The 21,028-nt window shown below is 65.0% G+C and carries 24 protein-coding genes and 1 pseudogene; 7 read left to right on the top strand and 18 right to left on the bottom strand.

What is annotated here, in order from left to right:
- Window positions 1-108: 108 nt before the first annotated feature.
- Both BLR29_RS16095 and BLR29_RS16090 read right to left on the bottom strand, forming a co-directional pair.
- Window positions 109-861, bottom strand: coding sequence for an SDR family NAD(P)-dependent oxidoreductase (locus tag BLR29_RS16095; protein WP_092138012.1), 753 nt, complete (start codon window positions 859-861; stop codon window positions 109-111).
- Entirely contained in the window at window positions 858-1,721 is an 864-nt protein-coding gene (locus tag BLR29_RS16090) for an ureidoglycolate lyase (RefSeq protein WP_092138011.1), read from the bottom strand. The genes BLR29_RS16095 and BLR29_RS16090 overlap by 4 nt, the downstream gene beginning before the upstream one ends.
- A gap of 116 nt (window positions 1,722-1,837) precedes the next feature.
- Here BLR29_RS16090 and BLR29_RS16085 point away from each other — a divergent pair, with 116 nt between their 5' ends.
- Window positions 1,838-2,839 (top strand): LysR family transcriptional regulator, encoded by a 1,002-nt coding sequence (locus BLR29_RS16085; RefSeq protein ID WP_092138010.1) that lies wholly within the window; start codon window positions 1,838-1,840, stop codon window positions 2,837-2,839.
- A 54-nt stretch (window positions 2,840-2,893) separates the two neighbouring features.
- Here BLR29_RS16085 and BLR29_RS16080 read toward each other — a convergent pair whose 3' ends face one another.
- The 4 genes from BLR29_RS16080 to BLR29_RS16065 form a co-directional block, all read right to left on the bottom strand.
- On the bottom strand, window positions 2,894-4,267 hold the full coding sequence (locus BLR29_RS16080; RefSeq protein ID WP_092138009.1) for an alginate export family protein: 1,374 nt from the start codon (window positions 4,265-4,267) through the stop codon (window positions 2,894-2,896).
- Between the two features lie 238 nt (window positions 4,268-4,505).
- Window positions 4,506-5,132, bottom strand: coding sequence for an isochorismate family cysteine hydrolase YcaC (ycaC, locus tag BLR29_RS16075; protein WP_092138008.1), 627 nt, complete (start codon window positions 5,130-5,132; stop codon window positions 4,506-4,508).
- 28 nt (window positions 5,133-5,160) lie between these two features.
- Window positions 5,161-5,838 (bottom strand): isochorismatase family protein, encoded by a 678-nt coding sequence (locus tag BLR29_RS16070; protein ID WP_092138007.1) that lies wholly within the window; start codon window positions 5,836-5,838, stop codon window positions 5,161-5,163.
- Between the two features lie 113 nt (window positions 5,839-5,951).
- Window positions 5,952-6,827, bottom strand: coding sequence for a pirin family protein (locus tag BLR29_RS16065; RefSeq protein ID WP_092138006.1), 876 nt, complete (start codon window positions 6,825-6,827; stop codon window positions 5,952-5,954).
- 130 nt (window positions 6,828-6,957) lie between these two features.
- Here BLR29_RS16065 and BLR29_RS16060 point away from each other — a divergent pair, with 130 nt between their 5' ends.
- On the top strand, window positions 6,958-7,866 hold the full coding sequence (locus BLR29_RS16060; protein ID WP_092138005.1) for a LysR family transcriptional regulator: 909 nt from the start codon (window positions 6,958-6,960) through the stop codon (window positions 7,864-7,866).
- A 93-nt stretch (window positions 7,867-7,959) separates the two neighbouring features.
- Here the strand turns inward: BLR29_RS16060 and BLR29_RS16055 are convergent, their stop codons facing one another.
- The 6 genes from BLR29_RS16055 to BLR29_RS16030 form a co-directional block, all read right to left on the bottom strand.
- Window positions 7,960-9,189 carry an alpha-hydroxy acid oxidase gene (locus BLR29_RS16055; RefSeq protein ID WP_092138257.1) on the bottom strand — a complete coding sequence of 410 codons (1,230 nt, stop codon included), beginning with the start codon at window positions 9,187-9,189 and terminating at the stop codon, window positions 7,960-7,962.
- Window positions 9,190-9,197: 8 nt separating this feature from the next.
- Window positions 9,198-10,199 carry a Bug family tripartite tricarboxylate transporter substrate binding protein gene (locus BLR29_RS16050; RefSeq protein WP_255371278.1) on the bottom strand — a complete coding sequence of 334 codons (1,002 nt, stop codon included), beginning with the start codon at window positions 10,197-10,199 and terminating at the stop codon, window positions 9,198-9,200.
- Between the two features lie 109 nt (window positions 10,200-10,308).
- Window positions 10,309-11,235, bottom strand: a complete 927-nt coding sequence (locus BLR29_RS16045; RefSeq protein WP_092138004.1) for a fumarylacetoacetate hydrolase family protein — start codon at window positions 11,233-11,235, stop codon at window positions 10,309-10,311.
- On the bottom strand, window positions 11,232-12,110 hold the full coding sequence (locus BLR29_RS16040; protein WP_092138003.1) for a TauD/TfdA dioxygenase family protein: 879 nt from the start codon (window positions 12,108-12,110) through the stop codon (window positions 11,232-11,234). The genes BLR29_RS16045 and BLR29_RS16040 overlap by 4 nt, the downstream gene beginning before the upstream one ends.
- A 76-nt stretch (window positions 12,111-12,186) precedes the next feature.
- Complete coding sequence (locus tag BLR29_RS16035) at window positions 12,187-13,332, bottom strand: iron-containing alcohol dehydrogenase family protein (RefSeq protein ID WP_092138002.1); 1,146 nt, start codon at window positions 13,330-13,332, stop codon at window positions 12,187-12,189.
- A 4-nt stretch (window positions 13,333-13,336) separates the two neighbouring features.
- Window positions 13,337-13,768: a nuclear transport factor 2 family protein gene (locus BLR29_RS16030; RefSeq protein WP_092138001.1), complete on the bottom strand. Its 432-nt coding sequence runs from the start codon at window positions 13,766-13,768 to the stop codon at window positions 13,337-13,339.
- A gap of 127 nt (window positions 13,769-13,895) precedes the next feature.
- Between BLR29_RS16030 and BLR29_RS16025 the strand changes: the two genes are divergently transcribed.
- Window positions 13,896-14,798, top strand: a complete 903-nt coding sequence (locus tag BLR29_RS16025) for a LysR family transcriptional regulator (protein ID WP_092138000.1) — start codon at window positions 13,896-13,898, stop codon at window positions 14,796-14,798.
- Here BLR29_RS16025 and BLR29_RS16020 read toward each other — a convergent pair.
- Window positions 14,773-15,468 (bottom strand): dihydrofolate reductase family protein, encoded by a 696-nt coding sequence (locus tag BLR29_RS16020; protein WP_092137999.1) that lies wholly within the window; start codon window positions 15,466-15,468, stop codon window positions 14,773-14,775. The two genes, BLR29_RS16025 and BLR29_RS16020, sit on opposite strands and share 26 nt — an antisense overlap.
- A gap of 61 nt (window positions 15,469-15,529) precedes the next feature.
- Window positions 15,530-16,459 carry a LysR substrate-binding domain-containing protein gene (locus tag BLR29_RS16015; protein WP_092137998.1) on the bottom strand — a complete coding sequence of 310 codons (930 nt, stop codon included), beginning with the start codon at window positions 16,457-16,459 and terminating at the stop codon, window positions 15,530-15,532.
- A 104-nt stretch (window positions 16,460-16,563) separates the two neighbouring features.
- Between BLR29_RS16015 and BLR29_RS16010 the strand changes: the two genes are divergently transcribed.
- From BLR29_RS16010 to BLR29_RS16000, 4 genes are all read left to right on the top strand, one after another.
- Window positions 16,564-17,583, top strand: a complete 1,020-nt coding sequence (locus BLR29_RS16010) for an aldo/keto reductase (RefSeq protein WP_092137997.1) — start codon at window positions 16,564-16,566, stop codon at window positions 17,581-17,583.
- 10 nt (window positions 17,584-17,593) lie between these two features.
- Entirely contained in the window at window positions 17,594-18,019 is a 426-nt protein-coding gene (locus tag BLR29_RS16005) for an SRPBCC family protein (protein ID WP_092137996.1), read from the top strand.
- Window positions 18,016-18,138, top strand: a complete 123-nt coding sequence (locus BLR29_RS32880) for a hypothetical protein (protein ID WP_255371277.1) — start codon at window positions 18,016-18,018, stop codon at window positions 18,136-18,138. Before BLR29_RS16005 ends, BLR29_RS32880 begins: the two co-directional genes overlap by 4 nt.
- Window positions 18,139-18,207: 69 nt before the next feature.
- Window positions 18,208-19,293 carry an alkene reductase gene (locus BLR29_RS16000; RefSeq protein WP_092137995.1) on the top strand — a complete coding sequence of 362 codons (1,086 nt, stop codon included), beginning with the start codon at window positions 18,208-18,210 and terminating at the stop codon, window positions 19,291-19,293.
- On the opposite strand, the gene BLR29_RS15995 is transcribed toward BLR29_RS16000, so the two are convergent.
- From BLR29_RS15995 to BLR29_RS32875, 4 genes and pseudogenes are all read right to left on the bottom strand, one after another.
- Window positions 19,272-19,559 (bottom strand): DUF4148 domain-containing protein, encoded by a 288-nt coding sequence (locus BLR29_RS15995; protein ID WP_255371276.1) that lies wholly within the window; start codon window positions 19,557-19,559, stop codon window positions 19,272-19,274. The two genes, BLR29_RS16000 and BLR29_RS15995, sit on opposite strands and share 22 nt — an antisense overlap.
- Before the next feature lie 416 nt (window positions 19,560-19,975).
- A pseudogene (locus tag BLR29_RS15990) lies at window positions 19,976-20,200 on the bottom strand (cupin domain-containing protein); the annotation flags it as partial.
- A gap of 15 nt (window positions 20,201-20,215) precedes the next feature.
- Window positions 20,216-20,440: a DUF2188 domain-containing protein gene (locus BLR29_RS15985; protein WP_092138255.1), complete on the bottom strand. Its 225-nt coding sequence runs from the start codon at window positions 20,438-20,440 to the stop codon at window positions 20,216-20,218.
- Window positions 20,441-20,699: 259 nt separating this feature from the next.
- Window positions 20,700-20,936 (bottom strand): GDCCVxC domain-containing (seleno)protein, encoded by a 237-nt coding sequence (locus BLR29_RS32875; RefSeq protein WP_092138254.1) that lies wholly within the window; start codon window positions 20,934-20,936, stop codon window positions 20,700-20,702.
- Between the last annotated feature and the right edge of the window lie 92 nt (window positions 20,937-21,028).

Raw genomic sequence — 21,028 nt, 5'->3', positions numbered from 1 at the left:
TCTCCGGGGCGCGCGGGCCTTGCAGGCAGGCGCGCCCTTTTTATGATGTCGGGTCCGTGGCGTCGCGGCCTGTCTGATGCAGGCCTGCGTCCAGGCTCGGTAGTTGGCTCAGTACGTGGCGCGCCCGCCTGAGAGATCGAATACGGCGCCGGTGCTGAACGCGCAGTCTTCGGTGCCTAGCCAGGTGATCATCGAGGCCGCCTCGTCCACCTCGAGGAAGCGCCCCATGGGGATCTTGGACAGCATGAACTCGATGTGCTCGGCTTTCATCGAGTTGAAGATTGGCGTCCTGGCGGCGGCGGGCGTCACCGCGTTGACCAGTACGCCGCTCTTGGCCAACTCCTTGCCGAGCGACTTGGTCAGCCCGATCAGGCCAGCCTTGGAGGCGCTGTAGTGCGAGGCGTTGGGGTTGCCCTCCTTGCCGGCGACGGACGCGATGTTGACGATGCGTCCGTAGGCCTGCTTGATCATCTGGGGCACGACGGCGCGGCACGTCAGGTAGCTGCCGATCAGGTTCACCTCGATCACGCGGCGCCACACGTCGGGTTCCAGTTCCCACGTCGTGCCGTTGCCGCCCGTGATGCCGGCGCTGTTGACCAGCACATCGATGTGGCCGAGCTTGCTCAGCGTCGCTTTGGTGGCGGCGTCAACGGAAGCTTCGTCGGTCAGCTCCACCACTTCGGTGGTGACCTTGCCAAACTCGGCCAGGGCGCTGCGCGCCGTGGCGAGCTGGACTTCGTTGATATCCCACAGCGCCACCTCGGCGCCCGACCTGAGCATGCGTTCCGCCACGGCGTATCCGATGCCCTGTGCGCCGCCCGTGATGATGGCCACGCGACCTTTCATGTCGAGCTGGTTCATTGTGCGGCTCCCACGTTGGCCGGCACGGTGCGCTGGCGCTGCTCGCCGAGCCCGGTGATGCCGAGGCGCATGACCTGGCCCACGCCCAGATAGACCGGATGCGGCTTCTGGCCGAGACCCACGCCCGGCGGCGTGCCGGTGGAGATCACATCGCCCGGCTGCAGGCTCATGAACTGGCTGATATAGGACACCAGCGTCGGCACGTCGAAGATCATCGTGCTGGTGTTGCCGTTCTGGTAGCGCTTGCCGTCTACCTCCAGCCAGAGTGCGAGCGCCTGCGCGTCGGGGATTTCGTCCCGGGTCACCAGCCACGGGCCCAGCGGGCCGAAGGTGTCGCAACCCTTGCCTTTGTCCCACTGGCCACCGCGTTCAAGCTGGTAGGCGCGCTCCGAAACATCGTTCACGACGCAATAGCCGGCCACGTGGTCCAGCGCATCGGCCTTCGACACGTAGCCTGCGGTCTTTCCAATCACCACGCCGAGTTCCACTTCCCAGTCGACCTTCTCCGCGCGGGGCGGGATTTCGACGTCGTCATTGGGGCCGACGATTGCACTGGTGGCTTTCATGAACAGCACCGGCTCGGTCGGTATCGCCATATTGGATTCCGCCGCATGGTCGGAATAGTTCAGGCCCACGCAGATCATCTTGCCCACCGCGCCAACGCAGGCGCCGATGCGGGGCGAGCCTTCCACCAGCGGGAGCGTCGCCGGATCGATGGCGGCCAGGCGTGCCACCGATGCCGGGGAGAGGGTGTCGCCCGTGACATCGGGAATATGGGCGGAAAGGTCGCGGATGCGGCCCTCGGCATCGACCATCCCTGGCCGTTCCTGCCCTGCGGCGCCATAGCGGATCAGCTTCATCGTGTCTCCTGTCTTGTCTGTGTGGAATGCGTTGAACTGTATGCGGGCGCGCTATATCATTCCAATCAAAATTTACGAGGAAGCAATTCCATATTGGAATAGGAAGGGGGCTGGAAATGTCGCTGACGCCGCGTCTGGTGAACCGTCTCAAGCTCAAGCACTGGGCTTTGCTGAGTGCCTTAAGCGACACGCCGACGCTGAATCAGGCTGCGGCGCTCATCAATGTGACCCAGCCTTCCGCCACGAAAATGTTGGCGGATATCGAGCAAGCCTTTGGCTTCCCCATTTTCGAGCGTCACGCGCGCGGCATGCGGGCGACGCCGCTCGGGCAGGAAGTGGTGACGTATGCGCGGCAAACGCAGGCTGGCCTTTCCCGCTTTCTCGAAGATCTCGACACCAAGCGGCGGGGCGGGCATGGCCAGCTTGTTTTCGGCGCGATCATGGGGGCGGCCCCGGATCTCGTCGCCGCCGCGGTGGCGGATATCAAGCGCGAACGGCCCCGTTTGAATGTGCGAATCCTTGGCGAGACCAGCGACCAGATTGGCGTTCTGCTGGAGCGGCACGAGATCGAACTCGCCGTGGGCCGATTCACTGGCCCGCTGGATCACAACAAGTTCGACTTCTCGGCACTGTCCGACGAACCGCTACGCATCGTCGTACGCAATGGGCATCCGCTCGCGCAGAGGGAGCAACTGGATTGGGAAGAGCTGGTGCGCTGGCCGTGGGTGCTGCAGACGCTGACCAGCCCGGCGCGCCTGATGCTGGAAGGGCAGTTCGCGCAGGCGCACGTGTCGACGCCGGAAGACGTGATCGAGTGCTCTTCGATTTTTGCAACCTTGCAGCTCCTGCAGTCCGGTGACGCCGTCGCGATGTTGCCGGAGTCGGTCGTGCGGGATCACGTCAGGGCGAGCCTGCTGGTCACGCTGCCGATCGTCATCGGGCTGGACTTGCAGGCGTTCGGCATGCTGACCCGCAAGAACGAGCCACTGTCGGAAGTGGCGGAAAGTTTCATCTCGCATCTTCAACGCCGGGCGCAGTCGAAGGCGGCCGCGAGGGACCATGAGGGGCGAGGCGGGGCGCCGGCACCTGCAAGCGAGGATGCTCACCAGGCTCAGTGAATCTCCAGGGGCGGAGCGCCACCGGTAGTTGGAAAGACGCGGATTGGGCTCACGTCAGAACGTATAGCCGGCAGCCAGATAGATGAAGCTGGTGTTGTGCCCGCCGACGGCCCGCAGCAACTTGCTCTCGTCGACGTAGACGACGCCAGCATTGACCGCGACGTGACGGCTTGCCTGCCAGAAGATATCCAGTGAAATCTGGCTGCTGCTGTACTTGCCCGGTTGTCCCGCAGTACCTGCAACGGGAATGCCGACAGACGTGTAGACAGCGTCGTTGGTGGTCTCTCGCCAGATGAAGTCGCACGCAAGCGTCAGCCTGACGCTTGCAGCCGGATGCAAGGTCAGCGAAGGTTGGATGTCGATCACATTCGATGCCCCAATGAGGCCTGCCTGATTGAAGTAGGCCAGTTTCGGAAACAGCCCGTTGTAGGTGCCGACCGTGCCGTCATGGGGATCCTTGTCGCCACTACCGGCGGTGGCCTTGAAGCCGCCGCGGATCTTCCAGTCCGAGTTGGGGAGCGTATAGCCAGTATCCGTTGAAAATCCCCATGCCCGGATAGCCTGTTGTCCGAAGCTGCCGAATTGCACCAGGGTCTCCCAGTCCCAGTCGAAGCCGGCCGCCTGGCCAAAGACGCGGGTGCCGATGGAGTGGCGTCTTTCGACACCGCTGCTGGCACCAAAGAGTGCGTGACTGTTCTCGAATCCCAGATAGTAGAGGTCCATGCCGGAAGCGGGGATGATGCTTCTCGGCAAGGTGGCGTAGAGGCCCCAGAACCCTTGAGATTGGTTGGGCCGGTCATCGAAGTTCCCCGATTTCAGGAGGACCGGGCGCGTGGCGAATGCGTCGAGGCGAACCTGATCGACGGTGCCGCTCAGGCGAGCGCCATCGAATGCGCGGCGAACGTTAGGCGCGTCCCGGATCGAAACCACTCGCTGCGATCCGAATGCCATTTCCTGGCGGCCAAATCGCAAGACGGGGTCGGCGCTGGCGGGGTCGTTCAGCGGCATCCGCACGTCAAGAAAGGCTTGCTGCACGTCGACGCGATCGAGGTATGGGGGCGCCGCGGCGGTCTTTCCCGGGGCCAGCTGATTGCCGAGCTGGACGAATCCACGCAGATAGTCGCCGGCATGCAAATCGGCATGCAGGAGGATGCGATGCAGCAGGTAGCTGTCCGCCGATTTTCCCGGCACGCCGAAATTGGCGGCCGAGTAGTCCTCGAAGCGCTCTCGTACTTCCCCGCCAAGGTTCAGGAACCACCCATGCGGGCCTGCCGGAATGTGCTTGATGCGATCCGAGGCATCCTGCCTCTTCGAGGTGTCCTCCAGGTAGCTGTAGTCCTCGTCATAGCGCAGCAGCTTGTACGGTGGCGCGCTGCCAGCCGATGTCGGCGGCGATTGCGCGAGCGCATCGCTGCTGCCTGTCAACATTGCAAGGCAAACGAGCGATGATGGCGCAATGCAGCTAGCGGCCTTCCTGACCGGGAATCGGCGCGACTTGCCGATGAGGAGGGTGAGGGGCGCGGGAAGCATTGCAGGGGGCAGGGCCATCTTGAGGCGGTTGGCACGCTCGACACGACAGCGGCGTCCCACAGCGGACGACCGTCGGGAACGGGGGCAAAGCCCCGTTCCCGACGCAGATCGCCAGTTGCAGAGCGATTGGCGGGGTCTACTTGGCGGCCTTCGCCATCGTGTAGGCCGTTATCAGGTTCCGGTAGTCCGGGATATGGTTCGAGAACAGCGTACCGAGCCCTTCGATATCGTTACGCCAGTCGCGATGCAGCTCGCATGCCACGCCGAACCAGGTCATCAGTTGCGCACCGGCTTCGGCCATGCGGTTCCATGCGGAATGCCGCGTTACCTCATTGAACGTACCGGATGCGTCGGTCACCACGAACACGTCAAAGCCCTCGGCGATGGCCGACAGTGCGGGAAACGCAACGCAGACCTCGGTCACCACGCCGGCGATCAGCAGCTGCTTCTTGCCCGTGGCCTTGACCGCCTTGACGAAATCCTCGTTGTCCCACGCATTGATCTGGCCGGGCCGGGGAATAAACGGTGCCTGCGGAAAGATTGCCTTCAATTCCGGCACCAGCGGGCCATTCGGACCGTCTTCGAAACTGGTGGTCAGCACCGTGGGAAGCTTGAAGTACTTGGCCAGGTCAGCCAGTGCCAGCACGTTGTTCTTGAACTTGTCCGGCTCGATGTCCCGCACCAGCGAAAGCAATCCAGCCTGGTGGTCCACCATCAGGACGGCGACGTCGTTCTTGTCCAGTCGCTTGTAGGTCTTGGTCATCATCAACTCCTAGGGAAGGATCTTTTGATTAGCGTTGCGAGTCGAGAATCTCGTGATGAGTCACGACGTCCTGCGCTTTCGCGTAACTCTCGATCAGCAACTGGTAGGCGGGGAAGATCCGGGTATAGACATCCGCCCATTCCTGCGCGTCCGGCCGGTTCCAGGTCTGCTGCAATTCGGAGGCGACCGCGGCGGTGTCCATCGGCACCACCCCCGCCTGCACGACTCGGGCCAGCGTGATTTCCTGCGCCATCTTCGAGTATGTGCCGGAAGCATCCACCACGGCAAAGACCCGATAGCCATCCGCCACCGCGCTGATGGAGGGGAACGCCATGCAGACACTGGTAATCGTGCCGGCAATGATCAGCGACTTGCGGCCGGTCTCCCGGACCGCCGCGACGAACTCCGGGTTGTCCCAGGCATTGATCTCGCCCTTGCGTGCGACGTAGCGTGCGTGGGGCGCGTTCTCGTGGATCTCCGGAATCAGCGGGCCGTTGGGCCCTTGCGGCACCGACGCCGTGGTGATGACGGGGAGTTTGGACAAGGTGGCCATCTTGGCCAGTGCGGCGGCGCGTGCGCGCAACTCTGGCATGGGCATGTCGCCCACGGTCTGGAACAGACCGCTCTGGTGATCGATCAGCAGCATGGCGGTATCTGCAGGGTCGATCTTCGGAACCTTGCCGTTGAAGTTGACTGGAGCGCTCATGGTAAATCTCCTGGAACTGCGTTGTTTGGCATGCCGGAAACGGGCCGGCTGCCAGGTGATGGCGCGCGACGAGCCGCCGCGCGCCAGGACGTGGGTTGACCTCGGCGGCGATATCAGGCGATGCCGGCGGGAATGCGCCCGAACTGACCGCTGCGATAGTCCGACAGGGCCTGCTCGATCTCCTGCTGTGTGTTCATGACAAACGGCCCGTAGCTCACCACCGGTTCGGCGATCGGCTCACCGGAGAGCAGCAGGATCGTGGCGTCGCTGTCGGCTTCGAGCGTGAAACCGGTGCCCGCCTGTTCAAGCACGACCAACTGGGCCTCATGTGCCGACTGCGTGCCGTTGACCGTTACGTTGCCGTGCAGCACGGTCATCAGCGCGGTGCGCCCGGCCGGGACCGTGAACTCGGCACGACTCCCTTGCAGCAGGCGGACATCCCACACGTCGATCGGCGTGAACGTACGCGCTGGCCCGCGGGCGCCACCAAATTCGCCCGCAATCACTCGCACCGATCCCGCGCCGCGAGGCAGCGCAACTTGGGGGATGCTTGCGTCAAGCAGCGTCTGGTAGCCCGGATCGCTCATTTTTTCGCGCGCCGGCAGGTTGACCCAGAGCTGCACCATCTCAAGCGTGCCGCCCTGTCTTGCGAACGCCTCCGAGTGGAATTCCTCGTGAAGAATCCCTGCCGCGGCGGTCATCCATTGCACGTCGCCAGGGCCGATCTTTCCGCCTTGGCCGGTGGAGTCGCGGTGCTCCAGTTCGCCTTGATAAACAATGGTGACCGTCTCGAATCCGCGATGCGGATGCTCGCCGACACCGCGACGCGCGGCCGTCGGCGCAAAGTGAGCCGGGCCCGCGTAGTCCAGCATGAGGAAAGGGCTGGCGCGATTGCCGAGGTTTGCTTGCGAAAACAGCGTGCGTACGGGGAAGCCATCGCCGACCCAGTGGCCATGTGGACTGCTATAGATACCCAGAATCTTCTTCATCCGATGCTCCTGATTGGTCGGCCGGTTTGTCCGGTGGCGGTGATCAAAAGCATAGGCATGCAATGCGCATATCGGTAGACCGCGTCAGCTATCCTCTGTGTTCTATCCATAGGACGATGACGATGCCGCGATGCAACAGGACCTGAACGATCTCTTCTACTTTGCGCAGGTGGTGGACCATCAAGGCTTCGCGCCCGCCAGCCGCGCACTCGGCATCCCGAAGTCCAAGCTCAGCCGTCGCATTGCCCTGCTGGAGGAGCGACTCGGTGTGCGCCTGATCCAGCGCTCCACGCGGCGCTTTTCGGTGACCGAGATCGGGCGCAGTTACTACGGGCATTGCAAGGCGGTGCTGGTGGAAGCCGAAGCGGCACAGCAGGCGATCGACCAGACGCGATCGGAGCCAACGGGCATTGTCCGGGTCACCTGCCCCGTGGCGCTGCTTCACGCGAGAGTCGGCGACATGGTGGCGGAGTTCATGGCGGCGTGCCCCAAGGTGACTGTGCATCTCGAGGCCACGAACCGGCGCGTCGACGTGATTGCAGAGCGCATCGATGTGGCCATCCGGGTACGGGTGCCGCCGCTGGACGACAGCGATCTCGTGATGAAGGTGCTGGCCGAGCGGGCATGGTGCGTGGTGGCCGCCCCCAGCCTCCTCGCGGGCCAGGCCGATCTGCGGTCTCCGGCGGATCTGGCACACCTGCCCACGCTCGACCTGGGTCCGGCGCAGCCCAGCCACGTATGGCGACTGGAAGGCCCGGAAGGCGCCTCCGCCGAAGTGCGGCATGTACCCAGGCTTGTGACAGATGACATGCTCACGCTGCTTCGCGCGGCCATGGCGGGGGTCGGCACCGTGTGCTTGCCGTCCATGCTGATCACGGATCAGCTCAGGCAAGGAAGCCTTGTCCATCTCGTCCCCGCGTGGCAGCCGCGGGGTGGCGTCATCCATGCCGTGTATCCGTCGCGCCGCGGCCTCTTGCCGTCCGTTCGTGCGCTGATCGATTTCCTCGCCGCCCGCTTCCTCGAGATCGACGAGGCATAGTCGTGCGGCGCAACGCCGTGCGCGCAGACCCGAAGGCCAAGGGTGCCAACCGGCTATCGGGGTCTCCGGCCGAACCCGGGTGACGTGACGGCGTCAGGCGCGGACGGCGACGCGGGCTTGCGCGGTGGACTCTGTTGAGCGCGGTCCGTCGTCGGCCCCCTGGCGCTCGCCGAGGATCAGGTCGCGCGAGATTGCCTCGGTGCGCGTCACCCCGCACAGTTGCATCGTTCGCATGTATTCGTCCTGCAGGATCGTCAACGCACGGCGCGCACCTTCCTCGCCCGCTGCGGCCACGCCGTAGAGCGTGGCGCGGCCCACGAGCACGGCTTGCGCACCCAGCGCGCGCGCCTTGAGGATGTCGCTGCCGCGCCTGATGCCACCATCCAGCAGCACCGGCACGCAGCCCTTGACTGCCTGAACGACATGGGGCAATGCATCGATCGATGCCTGTACGCCGTCCAGCTGGCGCCCGCCGTGATTGGATACGACGATCGCATCGGCGCCCAGCGCTGCCGCACGCACGGCATCATCAGGTCGCAGAATGCCCTTGACGATCAGCTTGCGCGGCCAGCGGTCGCGCAGCGCGGCGAGCGCATCCCAGTCGAATGCGGGATCGTAGTTGCGGCCGACCGACGATGCCACGGCGCTGGCGCTCCGGGCTTCCGCCTCCAGGCCCTGCAGGTTCTCCATCACCGGCATGCCGTGCGCCAGCAGACTCATGGCCCAGCGTGGGCGCGTCGCGAAGTCGAGGAGGTTGCGCGGTGTGAAGCGGAACGGTACGCGGAAGTCGTTGCGGAAGTCCCGCTCGCGCTTGCCGCCCACGGGCAGATCCACCGTAATGACCAACGCCTCGTAGCCGGCCGCGTAGGCGCGGTCGATCCAGGCATGCAGGAACGGCTTGTTGCGCAGGATGTAGGCCTGGAACCAGAGCCGTCCCGGCGCCGCGTCGGCAATCCGCTCGATCGAGGCCGTGGCGGTGCTCGACAGCGTATAGGGCACACCGGCCGCCGCCGCCGCACGCGCGATGGCCACGTCGCCGCCGTGCCGGCCAAAGCCGACCGCGCCTGTCGGGGCGATGGCCAGCGGCATCGCCGCCGGGGCGCCCAGCACCGTGGTGCCGGTGTGGACCGAGGACACGTCGACGAGCGTGTGCGGCGCCAGGCGAATGCGCCGGAAAGCAGCCACGTTGTCATCCAGCGTGATTTCGTCCTCGGCGCCGCCATCGAAGAAATCGAAAATGGCGCGCGGCAGATACCTGCGCGCCGCCTCCCGCAGGTCACCAATCGAATAGGCGTTCATCGTGGCGTTCTTCGTCGCGCTCATCTTCGCGCTCACTCTGCCTTGATGCCGGCCGACTGGATCACACGCTGCCACCGCTGCTGATCCTGTTTCAGGTAGGCAGCGAACTGGGCCGGCGTGTCGCCAACCGGGATCGCGCCCAGGCTGCGCAGGCGCTCCTTCACCGCGGGCTTGGCCAGTGCCTTGACCATCGCATCATGGAGTTTGTCGACGGCCTCCCTGGGCGTGCCGGCCGGCGCGAGCAGTCCCACCCACGGTGCCGTTTCCTCGAAACCGGGAAAGCCGGATTCGGCCATCGTCGGCGCATCGGGAAACTCGGGCAGCCGTTTGGCGGTGCCGACGGCCAGTACGCGCAGGCGCTTCTGGTTCACGTAATCGGCGATGCCGATGATCGGGTAGAACGTGAACGATACGCGGCCGGCCATCACTTCGGTCAGCGCGGGACCATTGCCACGGAACGGCACGTGGGTCATATGCACTTTCGCCGTCGTCCCCAGCAGTTCAGCGGCCAGGTGTCCCGAGCCGCCGTTTCCGGCCGAACCGAAACTCACGACGCCGTCGCCAGTCTTGGCTGCCTTGATCAGTTCGGGCAGCGTCTGATAGGGCGAATTCGCCGCCGTGACCGCCACCAGCGGCAGCATCGCCGCGTTCGATACGGGCACGAAGTCCTTGAGCGGGTCGTAGCCGGCGCGCTCCTTCATCAGTAGCGCGTTGACGTTGTGCGAAAGCGAGGCGAACAGCACCGTGTAGCCGTCGGCGTCGGCGGCCTTGACTTCCTTGGTGGCGATCAGCGAGTTGGCGCCGGTCTTGTTATCGACCAGTACCGATTGCCCGAGTGTGGCGCTCATGTCCTGCGCCAGCACGCGAGCAATGACGTCGGTCGGGCCGCCGGCCGCGAAGCCCACGACCATGCGGATGGGCTTTGATGGATAGGTGCCGGCGGCGCCAGCAGGCGCGGTGCCGAACAGTGCGCCGACTGCGACGAGCGTGGCGGCCATTCGCTGCCAGGCGGCGATGTGCGGGGGGCATTTCATGGTTGTCTCCTTGGATGTCGTGCATGCGGCGTCTGGTGCGCCGGTTTGCTGCTGCTGCTTTTGCTGTTGTTGCTGCTGCTTTTGCTGTTGTTGCTGCTGATGCGCTGTGTCAGGCGATGCCGTGCTCCAGCACGCCCACGCCTGAAACCTCCAGGCGCAGCTTGTCGCCGGCGCGCAGGTAGCGTGGAGGATTGCGAAAGGCACCGCTGCCGGCGGGCGTACCGGTGGCCACCACATCGCCCGGTTCCAGCGTCATGAAGCGCGACAGGTAGGCAATCAGCGTGTTGACGGGAAACAGCATGTCCGAGGTGTGGCCATGCTGCATCGGCTCGCCATTGAGCCAGGCTTCTACCGTGAGCGCCTGGGGATCGGGCACCTCGTCGCGCGTGACCAGCCATGGGCCCATCGGCGCAAAGCCATCGTGGCTCTTGGCAAACGTGGTCTGCGGCGGCGACACGTCGAACTGGAACTCGCGCGCGCTCATGTCGTTGAGTACGGTATAGCCGGCGATGACCGCCGGGACGTCATCCGCCTCGATATGCCTTGCGTGCACGCCGATGACCACGGCCAGCTCGGCTTCGAAATCGAGCTTGGTCACGTCGGGCGGGCAGGGGATGGCCGTGCCCGGTGCCGCGACGCTCGAGGGCAGCTTGGCGATGATGCGCGGCTTCTCGAACGGCGCCACGCCGGTTTCCTTCGCATGGTCGGCATAGTTGCGCCCGATGGCGACGATCTTGCCGGGGCGCGGAACCGGCGCCAGCAGCGTCACGGCATCGCGAGAAATCATTCTGGCGTGGCCGGTTTCGCGCATGGCTTCCACATGCAGGGCCAGCGCGGCCAGCGCCGAGGGGCCAGCCTGCAGCAGCCGCAGCATGCCACCGGCCGCAGGTTCGATGCCAGCGGCGGCACAGCGTTGCGCGACGGCTTGCGTCACCTGCGTCTCGCGGATCCAGTCGGCCACCGGGAGCAGGCGGTCGTCCCCGGTCAAGACGCCGACGCCGGGCCTGCCGTCGTGCAGGTATGTCGCGATCTTCATGCGATGGCCTCCGGGAAAAAGCGGTTCGCCATGACCTGGCAACGCTTGATCAGCCGGCGCTCGTCGGGTCGGTAGTCGGCCACGGCGTTGTGGATCGTGCCCATGTTGTCCCACATCAGCACATCGCCGACGGTCCAGCGGTGGCGGTAGCGGTACTTGTCCTGCAGCTGGTGCGCGAACAGGTACGCCAGCATCTCGTCGCTTTGCTGCGGCGGCAGCTCATTGATACGTACCGAGTAGCCCGGGTTTGCATAGAGCACCTTGCGCCCCGTGATTGGGTGCGTCAGGAACACCGGATGCGACACCGGGGGCTTCGCGGCGCGTTGCGCCTCGGTGAGCGGCGGGCGCTGGCTGCCTTTCTCGCGCCGCATCATTTCCCAGAACTTGTTGAAGTCGTGCAGCACGGTCATGCCGTCGAGTCGCGCCTTGATGTCGGCCGGAAGATCGTCGTAGGCGGCGTGCATGTTGCAGAACTCGGTGCAGCCGAGTGGCTCGCCATCGCGATGCGGGATCTCGATGCCGTAGAGGATGTTGCAGAACGCGATCATGCGGCTGTACGACATGTCCGTATGCCAGTCCTGCCCGGCGTCGGCGAGCCCGATCGGCTTGCTGTCCTCGACAATGTTCGACAGGATCATCACCTCGGGTATGTCCGGTTCCTGGTATTTGCCGGCCACGTTGATCTCAAGCTCGCCGAAGCGCTCGCTGAAGGCCTTCAGGCTGGCGGCATCGAGCGACTGGTTCGGGAAGCTGACCACGCCATAGCGCCCGAGCACCTGTTCGACCTGCGTCTGGTCGGCGTCGGTCAGCGGCCGGGACAGGTCCAGGCCTTCGATGCGGGCGCCGAAGCCGTCGGCGTTGGGCACGATATTCATGAGGTGTGTCTCCATGTTGGGGCTTTTATGGGGGCCTTTAATTGGGGCCTATACGGGGCCTGTGTGGCAAGACGCCCTACCAGGCGGCCATCAGGATCGAAAGGACGTCGTCGGGGTCTGTCACCGGACGCGGGTTGAACGCCAGGCCGCGCTCGCCCATCACGTGATGGGCGACGGCGGGCAGGGCGTCGCGGGCGATACCGAGGTCGCGCAGACGTGCGGGCACACCGGTGTCCGCCTGCAGGGCCATCAGGCACGCCGGCAGGTCGTTGCCGCCGAGCGCGTGCGCGGCCGCATCGGTTTCGGCCTGCGCCGCCGGCGCGTTGAAGCGCACCGCGTGGGGCAGGATCACGGCATTCGCCGCGCCATGTGGCACGCCGAAGGTGGCGCCGAGCACATGGCAGATCGCGTGATGGAGACAGCTTCGCGCGCTGGCCAGCACCATGCCGGACATATGCGCAGCCAGCATCAGTTCCGCGCGCGCCGCTTCGCTTTGTGCGTCGCGCGCCAGGTCTCGCATTGCGCTGCCAAAGCGGCGTGTGGCATCGAGCGCCAGCACCGAAGCAATCGGCGAACGCGCCGTCGAGTAGAGGCCTTCGATGCAATGCGCCAGCCCGTTCATCGCCGTGCTCAGCAGCAGTGCCGCCGGGATATCGCGCGTGGCCGCCGGGTCGGCCAGCACGACGCGGCTGGCGAGCTGCGCGTCCCAGAACAGCAGCTTGGTGCCGGCATCGGTGCGGATGCCGAAGGACGGTGTCACTTCGGCGCCCGAAGCGGTGACCGGTATCGAGACGATCGGCAGCTTTGGCGCCAGCAGCGCGGGAATGATCACCTGGCGCGGCGGGATGAAGCGGCTGGCGTGGCGGGCCAGTTCGCCACCTTCGGCCAGCAGCAGCGTCACGGCCTTGGCCGTATCGCTGACGCTGCCGCCCCCGACGGCCACGACACCATCGATCTGCGCGCGGCGGGCGGCATCGGCAATACGGGTCGCCGTCTGCACCGACGAATGCGCCGGGATATCGCTGACCGAGAGTGCGACGCCATCCTGCAACAAGTCCTGCACGGTGGCATACAGCGCCGAAGTGGCGGTGCGCGGGCTGGTCAGCAGCAGGGGGCGCTTCACGCCAAGGCGGTCAAGCTCTTCGCGCAGCGCATGGACGGCGCCGGCGCGCAGCACCAGACGCGTGCGCAGGGACTGGTGGGCGAATTCGTGTGCGTTCATGGCCTCAGGCCGCCGCAACGAAGCGGAATTCGGGGGTGATGGTCAGCGCCGCCAACGTGGCATCGTCCGCGGCGAGCCGGATCGTGGCCTGCACGGCGTAGAGCTGTGACGGGCCGTCGATCGTCACCAGGCCGTCCTGCGGTTGGCCATTGTCGAAGCGATAGACCGCCATGTAGCCGCCCACCTCGGCGACGTGGTCGTCATGCCTGTGCACGAGGACATTGCTCAGCACATGGCGGATGCGCTGCGTCGTCGAACGTGTTCGCAGCGCTTCGGCCATCGCCGCGTGGCCGCGCAGCACCACCCCTTGCCGGTGCCAGATGCCGTCCGGATCGAACAGCGCGAGCAGGCCGTCGTAATCCGACTGGTCGAGACAGTGGAAGAAGCGGTGCAGCAGTTGCTGGCAAAGAGGCAGCAGGGCGTGGGGGCGCGACATCGATTGTTTTCGTGTTGGAAGCAAGCGAAAGCGCTCGCATCGGTGCCAAGACTACCGATCCCACTTGCGACCGGGAAGCACATGGACGAGAATTTGTTGTTTCCAGACTGGAAACAAAGAGGGTGATATGGACCGGTTGCGCTGTATCGAGGTCTTTCTGGAAGTCGCCAGGGGCCGAAGTTTCTCGGCGGCCGCCGAGCGGCTGGGCATGTCCAAGGGGAATGTGACCAAGCATGTGGCCTGGCTGGAAGAGTCGCTGGGCGCAAGGCTGCTGACGCGCACCACCAAGAGCGTGGCGCTGACCGATGCCGGACTGTCGCTGCTCGATGCCGGCACGGACCTGCTCGAACGCTACGACCAGGCACAGGCCGCGATCGAGGGATCGATCACATCGCCGCGCGGTGCCTTGCGGGTGGGGACGCCGCCGTCGTTCGGCGCGTTCCACCTGGTGCCGCTGCTGACTGAGTTCTCCACGCTGCACCCCGACGTGCAGGTGATCCTGCACCTGGACGATGGTCGGGTCGATCTGGTCAAGGATGGACTCGACCTCTCCGTCCGCATCGCGCCATCGCTGCGGGACACGAGCTATGTCGCGCAAAAGCTCGCCGTGGTGCCACAGATCCTGGTGGCGTCGGACCGCTATCTCGCCGCGCGCGGCCATCCCGCGACGCCGCAGGACCTGCTTCGGCACGATTGCCTCGTGCATGCGCTGAAGTCGCCGACCAATACCTGGGCTTTCAAGGGACCGGAGGGCAATACGTCAGTGCGCGTGACCGGCACGATTCGCGCGAACTTTGGGGAAGCGCTGCGGCATGCGGCGATCCTCGGGCACGGCATCGCCATGCACCCGATCTACATGGTCAGCGACGACCTGCGGGAAGGGCGGCTGCGGCATGTGATGCCCGACTACCAGCCCACCGTGCTGGACATCTTCGCGGTGTTCCCGAGCCGCCAGCATATGCCGACCCGCGTGAGGGTGTTCATCGATTTCCTGAAGACGCGCTTCAGCGATGTGTCGGGGTGGGGCTGAACCCGCCCGCCTCGCGCGCCAGCCTGGCGCGCCTTTCCACTTCCTTGGCGCTCGGCTCGTCCTGCGCGAACGATCCGAGCGGGACCTCGCCGGTCGGCACGTAGGTGCTCATCACGACGCCGGTGGTCGAGACTTGCGAAGCGACGAGCTGCAGCGCGCAGGGTGTCGCATCGGTTTCGAACAGCCGCTTGCCGCGCCCGAGCACGACGGGGAAGGTCCACACGTTGTATTCGTCGATCAGCGCCGCGGCCTGCAGCGTCTGGATCAGGTTCCCGCTGCCGATGATCTGCAGGTCGAGTCCCGCCTCTGACTTGAGCGCCGCGATAGCCGCGACAACGTCGCCGTGCAGGAGCGTCGAGTTGTGCCATTGCAGCGTCTTCAGCGTGTGGGAGGCGACGTGCTTCCTGGCCGCATTGAGCGTCTGCGCAATCGGGTGGTCGGCCGGCTGGTACGGCCAGTACGCCTCGAAGATCTCGTAGGTCCTGCGGCCGAGCACGAGCTCGCGGTCCTTGCCGTCAAAGCCGCTCATGGAGCGGCCCATGTTCCCGTCCCAGTAGTTGAACACCCAGCCGCCGAAGGCGAAACCGCCCGTGGGATCTTCCTCCGGGCCGCCCGGCGCCTGCATGACGCCATCGAGCGAGACGAAGGTGGATGCGATGAGCTTTCTCATGGAGCGACTCCGTGGGTTGGGCGCGGCAGGCGGGGAAACGGGAATGAGGGTGACCGGAGCGTCAGCCGTCCACCTCGGCAGGCGCAGTCTCCGGCGCCACGCCGCTGGTTTGCAACAGCGTCTTGCGGAATTGTTCCACCAGCGGCCGCAGGTTGATCCGGTGCCAGGCTGCCCATAGTGGCGTGCGGTAGGTGAACCAGGACAACTCGCGCAGTACCACGCCGTCCGGTGCCTGGTGACGCAGGCTTTGCTGGATTGTCGTGATGCCGAGTCCGGCGGCGACCAGTCCAAGCGCAGCGAGCGGTTCCGTGGCTTCCATCGTGATCGCTGGCGTGAAGCCGGCCTTCGCACAGGCCGCGATGAACGTGTCGTGCCGCAGCGCGCTCTCCTTGTGCATCACACCGATCCATTTCTGCGCCGCGAGGTCGTCCGGCGTGAGGGCCTTTGCGCTGGCAAGCGCGTGCCCCTTTGGTATGGCGAGCAGCATCGGGTCATTGAGGACCTGGGCGGCATCGAGGTCCGGATCGTCCGCGTGCGGGGGCTCGCACACGAGTGCGATATCGAGACTGCGTTGCCGCAAGCCTTCGAGCTGGACATCCGATTGCTGGTTGTACAAGGCGATATGCACCGCCGGGCGACCTTCCCGCAACTCGCGGAGTGCATTGGGCAACACGCCGGAGTGCATCGCGTACTCGAGATAGCCGATGCAGAGGCCACCCTCGTCGCCTCGGCCAAGGCGTCGCGCCAGCGACTCGAGCCGATTGCCGTGCGTCAGGAAGGCGCGGGTCTCGGCCAGGAAGGTACGGCCATCCCGCGTCAGGCGAATGCGTTGCTGGGAGCGCTCGAACAGCACCAGCCCGAGCTTTTCCTCGAGCTGGGCAATCTGTCGGCTAAGTGGCGATTGGGAGATATGGAGCCGCTCGGCAGCGCGCCCCACGTGCTCTTCCTCGGCGACCGCCACGAAATAGTGAAGTTGTCGGATATCTAACATTTCAGACCTCACGGGACTCAAGTCTTCCATATTCTGTCTTGGACAGACTCAATTCGCAACCCTAGACTGCGTTCAACCTCAACTCATTTCGATACGGAGCAGTTATGACCATCAAGGACAAACTCGCAGGCAACGTGCTGGGCTTCGGTACCGCCCCGCTGGGCAATATGTTCCGCGACATCCCGGAAGCGGAGGCGCAGGCCACCGTGGATGCGGCATGGGAGCAGGGCGTTCGCTACTACGATACAGCGCCGTTCTACGGTGCGGGCCTGGCCGAGATCCGGCTTGGCGACGCACTGAGCAAACACAAGCGCGACGACTATGTGCTCAGCACCAAGGTCGGCCGTCTGATTCTGGATGACGTGGAAAACGCCAGCGCGCGTGCGCTTGGCGAGAAGAGCGGCTTGTTCGCGACTGGCCGTCCGAACCGGATGGTCAATGACTACTCCGCCGACGCCACGCTGCGCTCGATCGAGGACAGCCTGAAGCGTTTGAAGACGGATCGCATCGACATCGTCTGGATCCACGACATTGCGCAGGATTTCTACGGTGACGAGTGGCTCTCCTACTTCGAGACCGCCCGCAAGGGCGCCTTCCGTGCCCTGACCCGCCTGCGCGAAGAGGGCGTGATCAAGGCCTGGGGCCTGGGCGTGAATCGCGTCGAGCCGATCGAGCTGACGCTGGACCTCGCCGAAGCGCAGCCCGACGGCTTCCTGTTGGCCGGCCGCTATTCGCTGCTCGATCACGAGCGTGCCCTGCAGCGCCTGATGCCCAAGGCAGCCGAGCGCAAGACCGAAATCGTGGTCGGTGGTCCCTACAGCTCCGGGATTCTCGCCGGGGGCGCGCACTTCGAGTACCAGAAGGCATCGCCCGCGATCATCGACAGGGTCGAGCGTATCAAGGCGGTTGCGCAACGCCACGGTGTGAGCGTCAAGGCCGCAGCCTTGCAGTTCGTGCTGGCGAATCCGGCCGTCGCCGCCGTGATTCCTGGCGCCAGCCGGCCCGAGCGCATCGCCGAAGACGTCGCGGCGCTGAAGGAAACCATTCCCGCCGACTTCTGGCGTGACCTGCGTGCGCAGGGCCTGGTGGCCGGAAACGCGCCACTGCCCGGCGATCGCATTTGAGGAGCCCGTCATGGCACAAGCATTTGCAACCCTGACACTGCCCGTTGCCCCGGACCGCGTATGGCAACTGATTGGCGGCTTCCATTCGCTACCCGACTGGCTGCCCTACATCCCGAAGAGTGAACCGAGCGAGGGCGGGCGCGTGCGCCGCCTCGTCAATCCGGACGGCGATGCCATCGTGGAGCGGCTGGAAGCCTTCGACAACAGCGGTCGCAGCTACAGCTACTCGATTCTCGAGGCACCGTTTCCGGTGACCGGCTACCGCTCGACGCTGCGTGTGGTGGGTATCGATGGCGATCAGGCATCGCGTGTCGAATGGTCTGGTGAGTTCACGCCGGCTGGCGTGAGCGATGAAGAGGCTTCGCGCCTGTTCGACGGAATTTATCGGGATGGACTGAAGGCCCTCGAAGCGTCGTTGGCGGGGAGCCGGCCATGAAAGGATTCATGGCTGCGTGGATCGCCCTTGCGATCCTGCTCGTTGCGCTGCCGGATACCGCTGCCGCGGTTGCCGGCCGACCCGGAGAAGGGCGCCTGCTATTCCCGTACGGCGAGTAAATCGACGGAACCCTGCCGTGGCCACCATGGCTGCGGCGGGGCATCGTTTCCTGATTTGGAGATTTCATCATGCAACATGGCAATCGTGCCTCGGCCTTGTTTCAGCCGCTGCAGCTCGGCGGCCTGACGCTGCCAAATCGCATCGTGATGGCGCCGCTGACGCGCCTGCGCGCAGCGGACCCGGTTCATGTACCCAACGCGCTGATGGCGCAGTACTACGCCCAGCGGGCATCCGCTGGCCTGCTGATTTCAGAAGGCATTCCGGTGAACGAGGAGGGTGTGGGTTATCCGAACGTGCCGGGTTTGTGGTCCGAGGCGCAGGTGGCGGGGTGGAAGCTGGTCACCGACGCCGTCCACCAGGCCGGCGGCCGTATCGTGGCGCAACTCTGGCACGTGGGTCGCATCTCCGACCCGGACCTGATCCAGGGCCGCCAACCGGTGGCACCGAGCGCGATCGCCGCCGAGGGCCATGTCAGCCTGTTGCGGCCGATGCGTCCCTATGCCGTACCACGTCCGCTGACGCGCGAGGATATCGCCGGCATCGTCGCCGCATTCCGGCAAGCCGCCGCCAATGCTCAGGCTGCGGGCTTCGATGGGGTGACGATCCACGGCGCCAATGGCTACCTGCTCGATCAGTTCCTGCAGGACGGCACCAATCGACGCACCGATGACTACGGCGGCCCGATTGAGAACCGGGCACGGCTGCTGCTGGAGGTGGCCGACGCGGTCACGACGGTATGGGAGCCCCATCGCGTCGGCGTGCACTTGTCGACGCGTGCCCCCATGAACTCGATGTCGGACAGTGAGCCGGAAGAAACCTTCGGCTACGCCGCCCGGGCGCTCGGCGCGCGCGGCATCGGCTTTCTGTTCTTGCGTGAGACGGCAGGCGAGGGCGCATTGTTGCCGCGACTCAAGCGCGAGTTTGGCGGCGTGATCATCGCGAACGACGGGTTCGATCTGGAGGCGGCCGAGCAGGTCATCGACGAAGGCCATGCCGATGCCGTCGCGTTCGGCCGTCCGTTCATCGCCAATCCGGATCTGGTCGACCGGTTGCGGAAGCGTGCCGAACTCAATCCAGTCGATACCTCGACGCTCTATCACATGGACGGTGCACCCGAGCGCGGATACACGGACTATCCAACGCTGGCGGCATGAGCCGTGGCTGGCGACCCACTTCGGGTCGCTCGCAGGCGTTCATAGGTGGCCATTTTTCGCAGGTATTCCGCGCTGTAGATGTCCGGTGTGCCATCGCCGCGCCATTCGTCGGCGAGGCCCGCACGCTGCCACGCTTCAAGGTCCGCACGCACTTCGGCGCGCGTCAAGGGATGGATCGGATCGTTGGCGTCGGCCGCGTGTGCGGCGCAAGAGAGGGTTGACGCCAGAAGCGCTGCGGCGAGCGAGGAGAGAGCGAGGAGTTTCATTCTGTGCATTTCTATGGGGATGCGCTGGGCGCCACGATTTCGACGCGCAGGACACCAGCACGACGGTGTGAGCGTCGTTATCGGAAGGATGAATCTGGATGGATGTTTGCCTGGGGTTGCCCGGGGGCTGATGTACCGGTGTTGTTGCGGTACAGGACTCAGTGTAGCGACGTCATTTTGATTCACAAAATGAATTAATCATCGCCAGACAAGTCGATTTTTTCATGCGCTAGGCTGCAAGTCTCGCCACGTTGCGATGCAGCTGAGCAGCGGCTGGCCGCCGTCGACTTGCCATGGGCCTCACGGACATCTTCGGGGCATCTGCGGGGAAATTGCGGGGAAATTGCGACTGCGAATCCGGTCTGGCAGCAACTCGACTTGGGGGAGCCAGAGTCGCTGCCTCACGCGTGGAGGGTTCAGGGCAGCAGGTGCGTATCGCCGGCGGCCTGCGGTGGCAACTTGATTGCCAGTGCCTTGAATTCGCCGCTGGTGGCGATCGAACCCGCGTGCGCGGCGCCCTTGGGAATGACAATCAGGTCACCGGGGCCGACCTCGCGCTGTTCGGTGCCCAGCCAGAATGTGCCTTTGCCCGAAATGACGTACTGGATCTCGTCGGCGCTGTTGTGGAAGTGCTTGGGAACGGGGCTAGGGCGGCGTCATCGCTGCGGCTCCTGTTCCTTGTCACCGCATGCGGCGCGCAGGTGCACGTCGCCGTCGTGACGATGGATGTGCAATTCGGCGTTCTCTCGCCTGGCTACGTCCCAACCGGCTGCGATTGCCGCTTCCATCGTTGGAAATTTCTGGGTCTTGATATCGAGGCCGCCGAACTCCAGTGCCCAACCACGTTCTGCGGGTAGAACACGAATGATCCGCGATTGCATAGAGCCCCCCTGAATGTCCCGCGACGTCATTCGACGTATTGCGGGCGTGGCGTACTGACGAGCAAAAACGCGTTACCGTGGACAAGCATGGCTGGGTAAGAGCCGGGATCTGCCGAAAGGAACCGCATCGAGGCTATGTGTCATGCAGCGCTGCCCCTGCGCCGGCAACAGCAGCGCTGCCGGTTCGTACACCCGTTTTATTGATCGCGCCCGCCGGCTTCCGGGCCGGAACGACTGTGGCCTGCGCGAGTGATGCGAGTCAGCGCGGCGTCCCAACTGTCGCCAAACAGCACGAACAAGACTGCTGCTGCATGGGCGGGCACCTTTCGGTGCCATACGAGCAGAAGACGCAGCAATCACCAGCCTTGGGCCTTAGCATCGCGTGGCAGCGCTCGCACTCATACCACCACTGGCAGGCATCGACGGGCATGGTTTCTTCTTTCGCATGCGCGCACGCGGGGCAGGTGATGATGGATTGCAGCTTGACGGCGCTCATCATGTCTCTTTACCTCACAGCCGATCGGCGGCAGACGGCAGGCGGCCACCATGGCTGGCGACCTGATCCCCGGCGTTGCCCATCGACATGCA

The sequence above is a fragment of the Cupriavidus sp. YR651 genome (assembly GCF_900101625.1).
GTDB lineage: Bacteria > Pseudomonadota > Gammaproteobacteria > Burkholderiales > Burkholderiaceae > Cupriavidus.
The sequence above is the reverse complement of the archived record's forward strand: the minus strand, read 5'-3'. Positions and strand labels throughout refer to the sequence as shown.

Excerpts from the sequence above, each read along its gene's own strand:
- BLR29_RS16095 (WP_092138012.1), bottom strand. The coding sequence starts at position 861 with ATGAACCAGCTCGACATGAAAGGTCGCGTGGCCATCATCACGGGCGGC.
- BLR29_RS16090 (WP_092138011.1), bottom strand. The coding sequence starts at position 1,721 with ATGAAGCTGATCCGCTATGGCGCCGCAGGGCAGGAACGGCCAGGGATG.
- BLR29_RS16085 (WP_092138010.1), top strand. The coding sequence starts at position 1,838 with ATGTCGCTGACGCCGCGTCTGGTGAACCGTCTCAAGCTCAAGCACTGG.
- BLR29_RS16080 (WP_092138009.1), bottom strand. The coding sequence starts at position 4,267 with ATGTTGACAGGCAGCAGCGATGCGCTCGCGCAATCGCCGCCGACATCG.
- ycaC (WP_092138008.1), bottom strand. The coding sequence starts at position 5,132 with ATGACCAAGACCTACAAGCGACTGGACAAGAACGACGTCGCCGTCCTG.
- BLR29_RS16070 (WP_092138007.1), bottom strand. The coding sequence starts at position 5,838 with ATGAGCGCTCCAGTCAACTTCAACGGCAAGGTTCCGAAGATCGACCCT.
- BLR29_RS16065 (WP_092138006.1), bottom strand. The coding sequence starts at position 6,827 with ATGAAGAAGATTCTGGGTATCTATAGCAGTCCACATGGCCACTGGGTC.
- BLR29_RS16060 (WP_092138005.1), top strand. The coding sequence starts at position 6,958 with ATGCAACAGGACCTGAACGATCTCTTCTACTTTGCGCAGGTGGTGGAC.
- BLR29_RS16055 (WP_092138257.1), bottom strand. The coding sequence starts at position 9,189 with ATGAGCGCGACGAAGAACGCCACGATGAACGCCTATTCGATTGGTGAC.
- BLR29_RS16050 (WP_255371278.1), bottom strand. The coding sequence starts at position 10,199 with ATGAAATGCCCCCCGCACATCGCCGCCTGGCAGCGAATGGCCGCCACG.
- BLR29_RS16045 (WP_092138004.1), bottom strand. The coding sequence starts at position 11,235 with ATGAAGATCGCGACATACCTGCACGACGGCAGGCCCGGCGTCGGCGTC.
- BLR29_RS16040 (WP_092138003.1), bottom strand. The coding sequence starts at position 12,110 with ATGAATATCGTGCCCAACGCCGACGGCTTCGGCGCCCGCATCGAAGGC.
- BLR29_RS16035 (WP_092138002.1), bottom strand. The coding sequence starts at position 13,332 with ATGAACGCACACGAATTCGCCCACCAGTCCCTGCGCACGCGTCTGGTG.
- BLR29_RS16030 (WP_092138001.1), bottom strand. The coding sequence starts at position 13,768 with ATGTCGCGCCCCCACGCCCTGCTGCCTCTTTGCCAGCAACTGCTGCAC.
- BLR29_RS16025 (WP_092138000.1), top strand. The coding sequence starts at position 13,896 with ATGGACCGGTTGCGCTGTATCGAGGTCTTTCTGGAAGTCGCCAGGGGC.
- BLR29_RS16020 (WP_092137999.1), bottom strand. The coding sequence starts at position 15,468 with ATGAGAAAGCTCATCGCATCCACCTTCGTCTCGCTCGATGGCGTCATG.
- BLR29_RS16015 (WP_092137998.1), bottom strand. The coding sequence starts at position 16,459 with ATGTTAGATATCCGACAACTTCACTATTTCGTGGCGGTCGCCGAGGAA.
- BLR29_RS16010 (WP_092137997.1), top strand. The coding sequence starts at position 16,564 with ATGACCATCAAGGACAAACTCGCAGGCAACGTGCTGGGCTTCGGTACC.
- BLR29_RS16005 (WP_092137996.1), top strand. The coding sequence starts at position 17,594 with ATGGCACAAGCATTTGCAACCCTGACACTGCCCGTTGCCCCGGACCGC.
- BLR29_RS32880 (WP_255371277.1), top strand. The coding sequence starts at position 18,016 with ATGAAAGGATTCATGGCTGCGTGGATCGCCCTTGCGATCCTGCTCGTT.
- BLR29_RS16000 (WP_092137995.1), top strand. The coding sequence starts at position 18,208 with ATGCAACATGGCAATCGTGCCTCGGCCTTGTTTCAGCCGCTGCAGCTC.
- BLR29_RS15995 (WP_255371276.1), bottom strand. The coding sequence starts at position 19,559 with ATGAAACTCCTCGCTCTCTCCTCGCTCGCCGCAGCGCTTCTGGCGTCA.
- BLR29_RS15985 (WP_092138255.1), bottom strand. The coding sequence starts at position 20,440 with ATGCAATCGCGGATCATTCGTGTTCTACCCGCAGAACGTGGTTGGGCA.
- BLR29_RS32875 (WP_092138254.1), bottom strand. The coding sequence starts at position 20,936 with ATGAGCGCCGTCAAGCTGCAATCCATCATCACCTGCCCCGCGTGCGCG.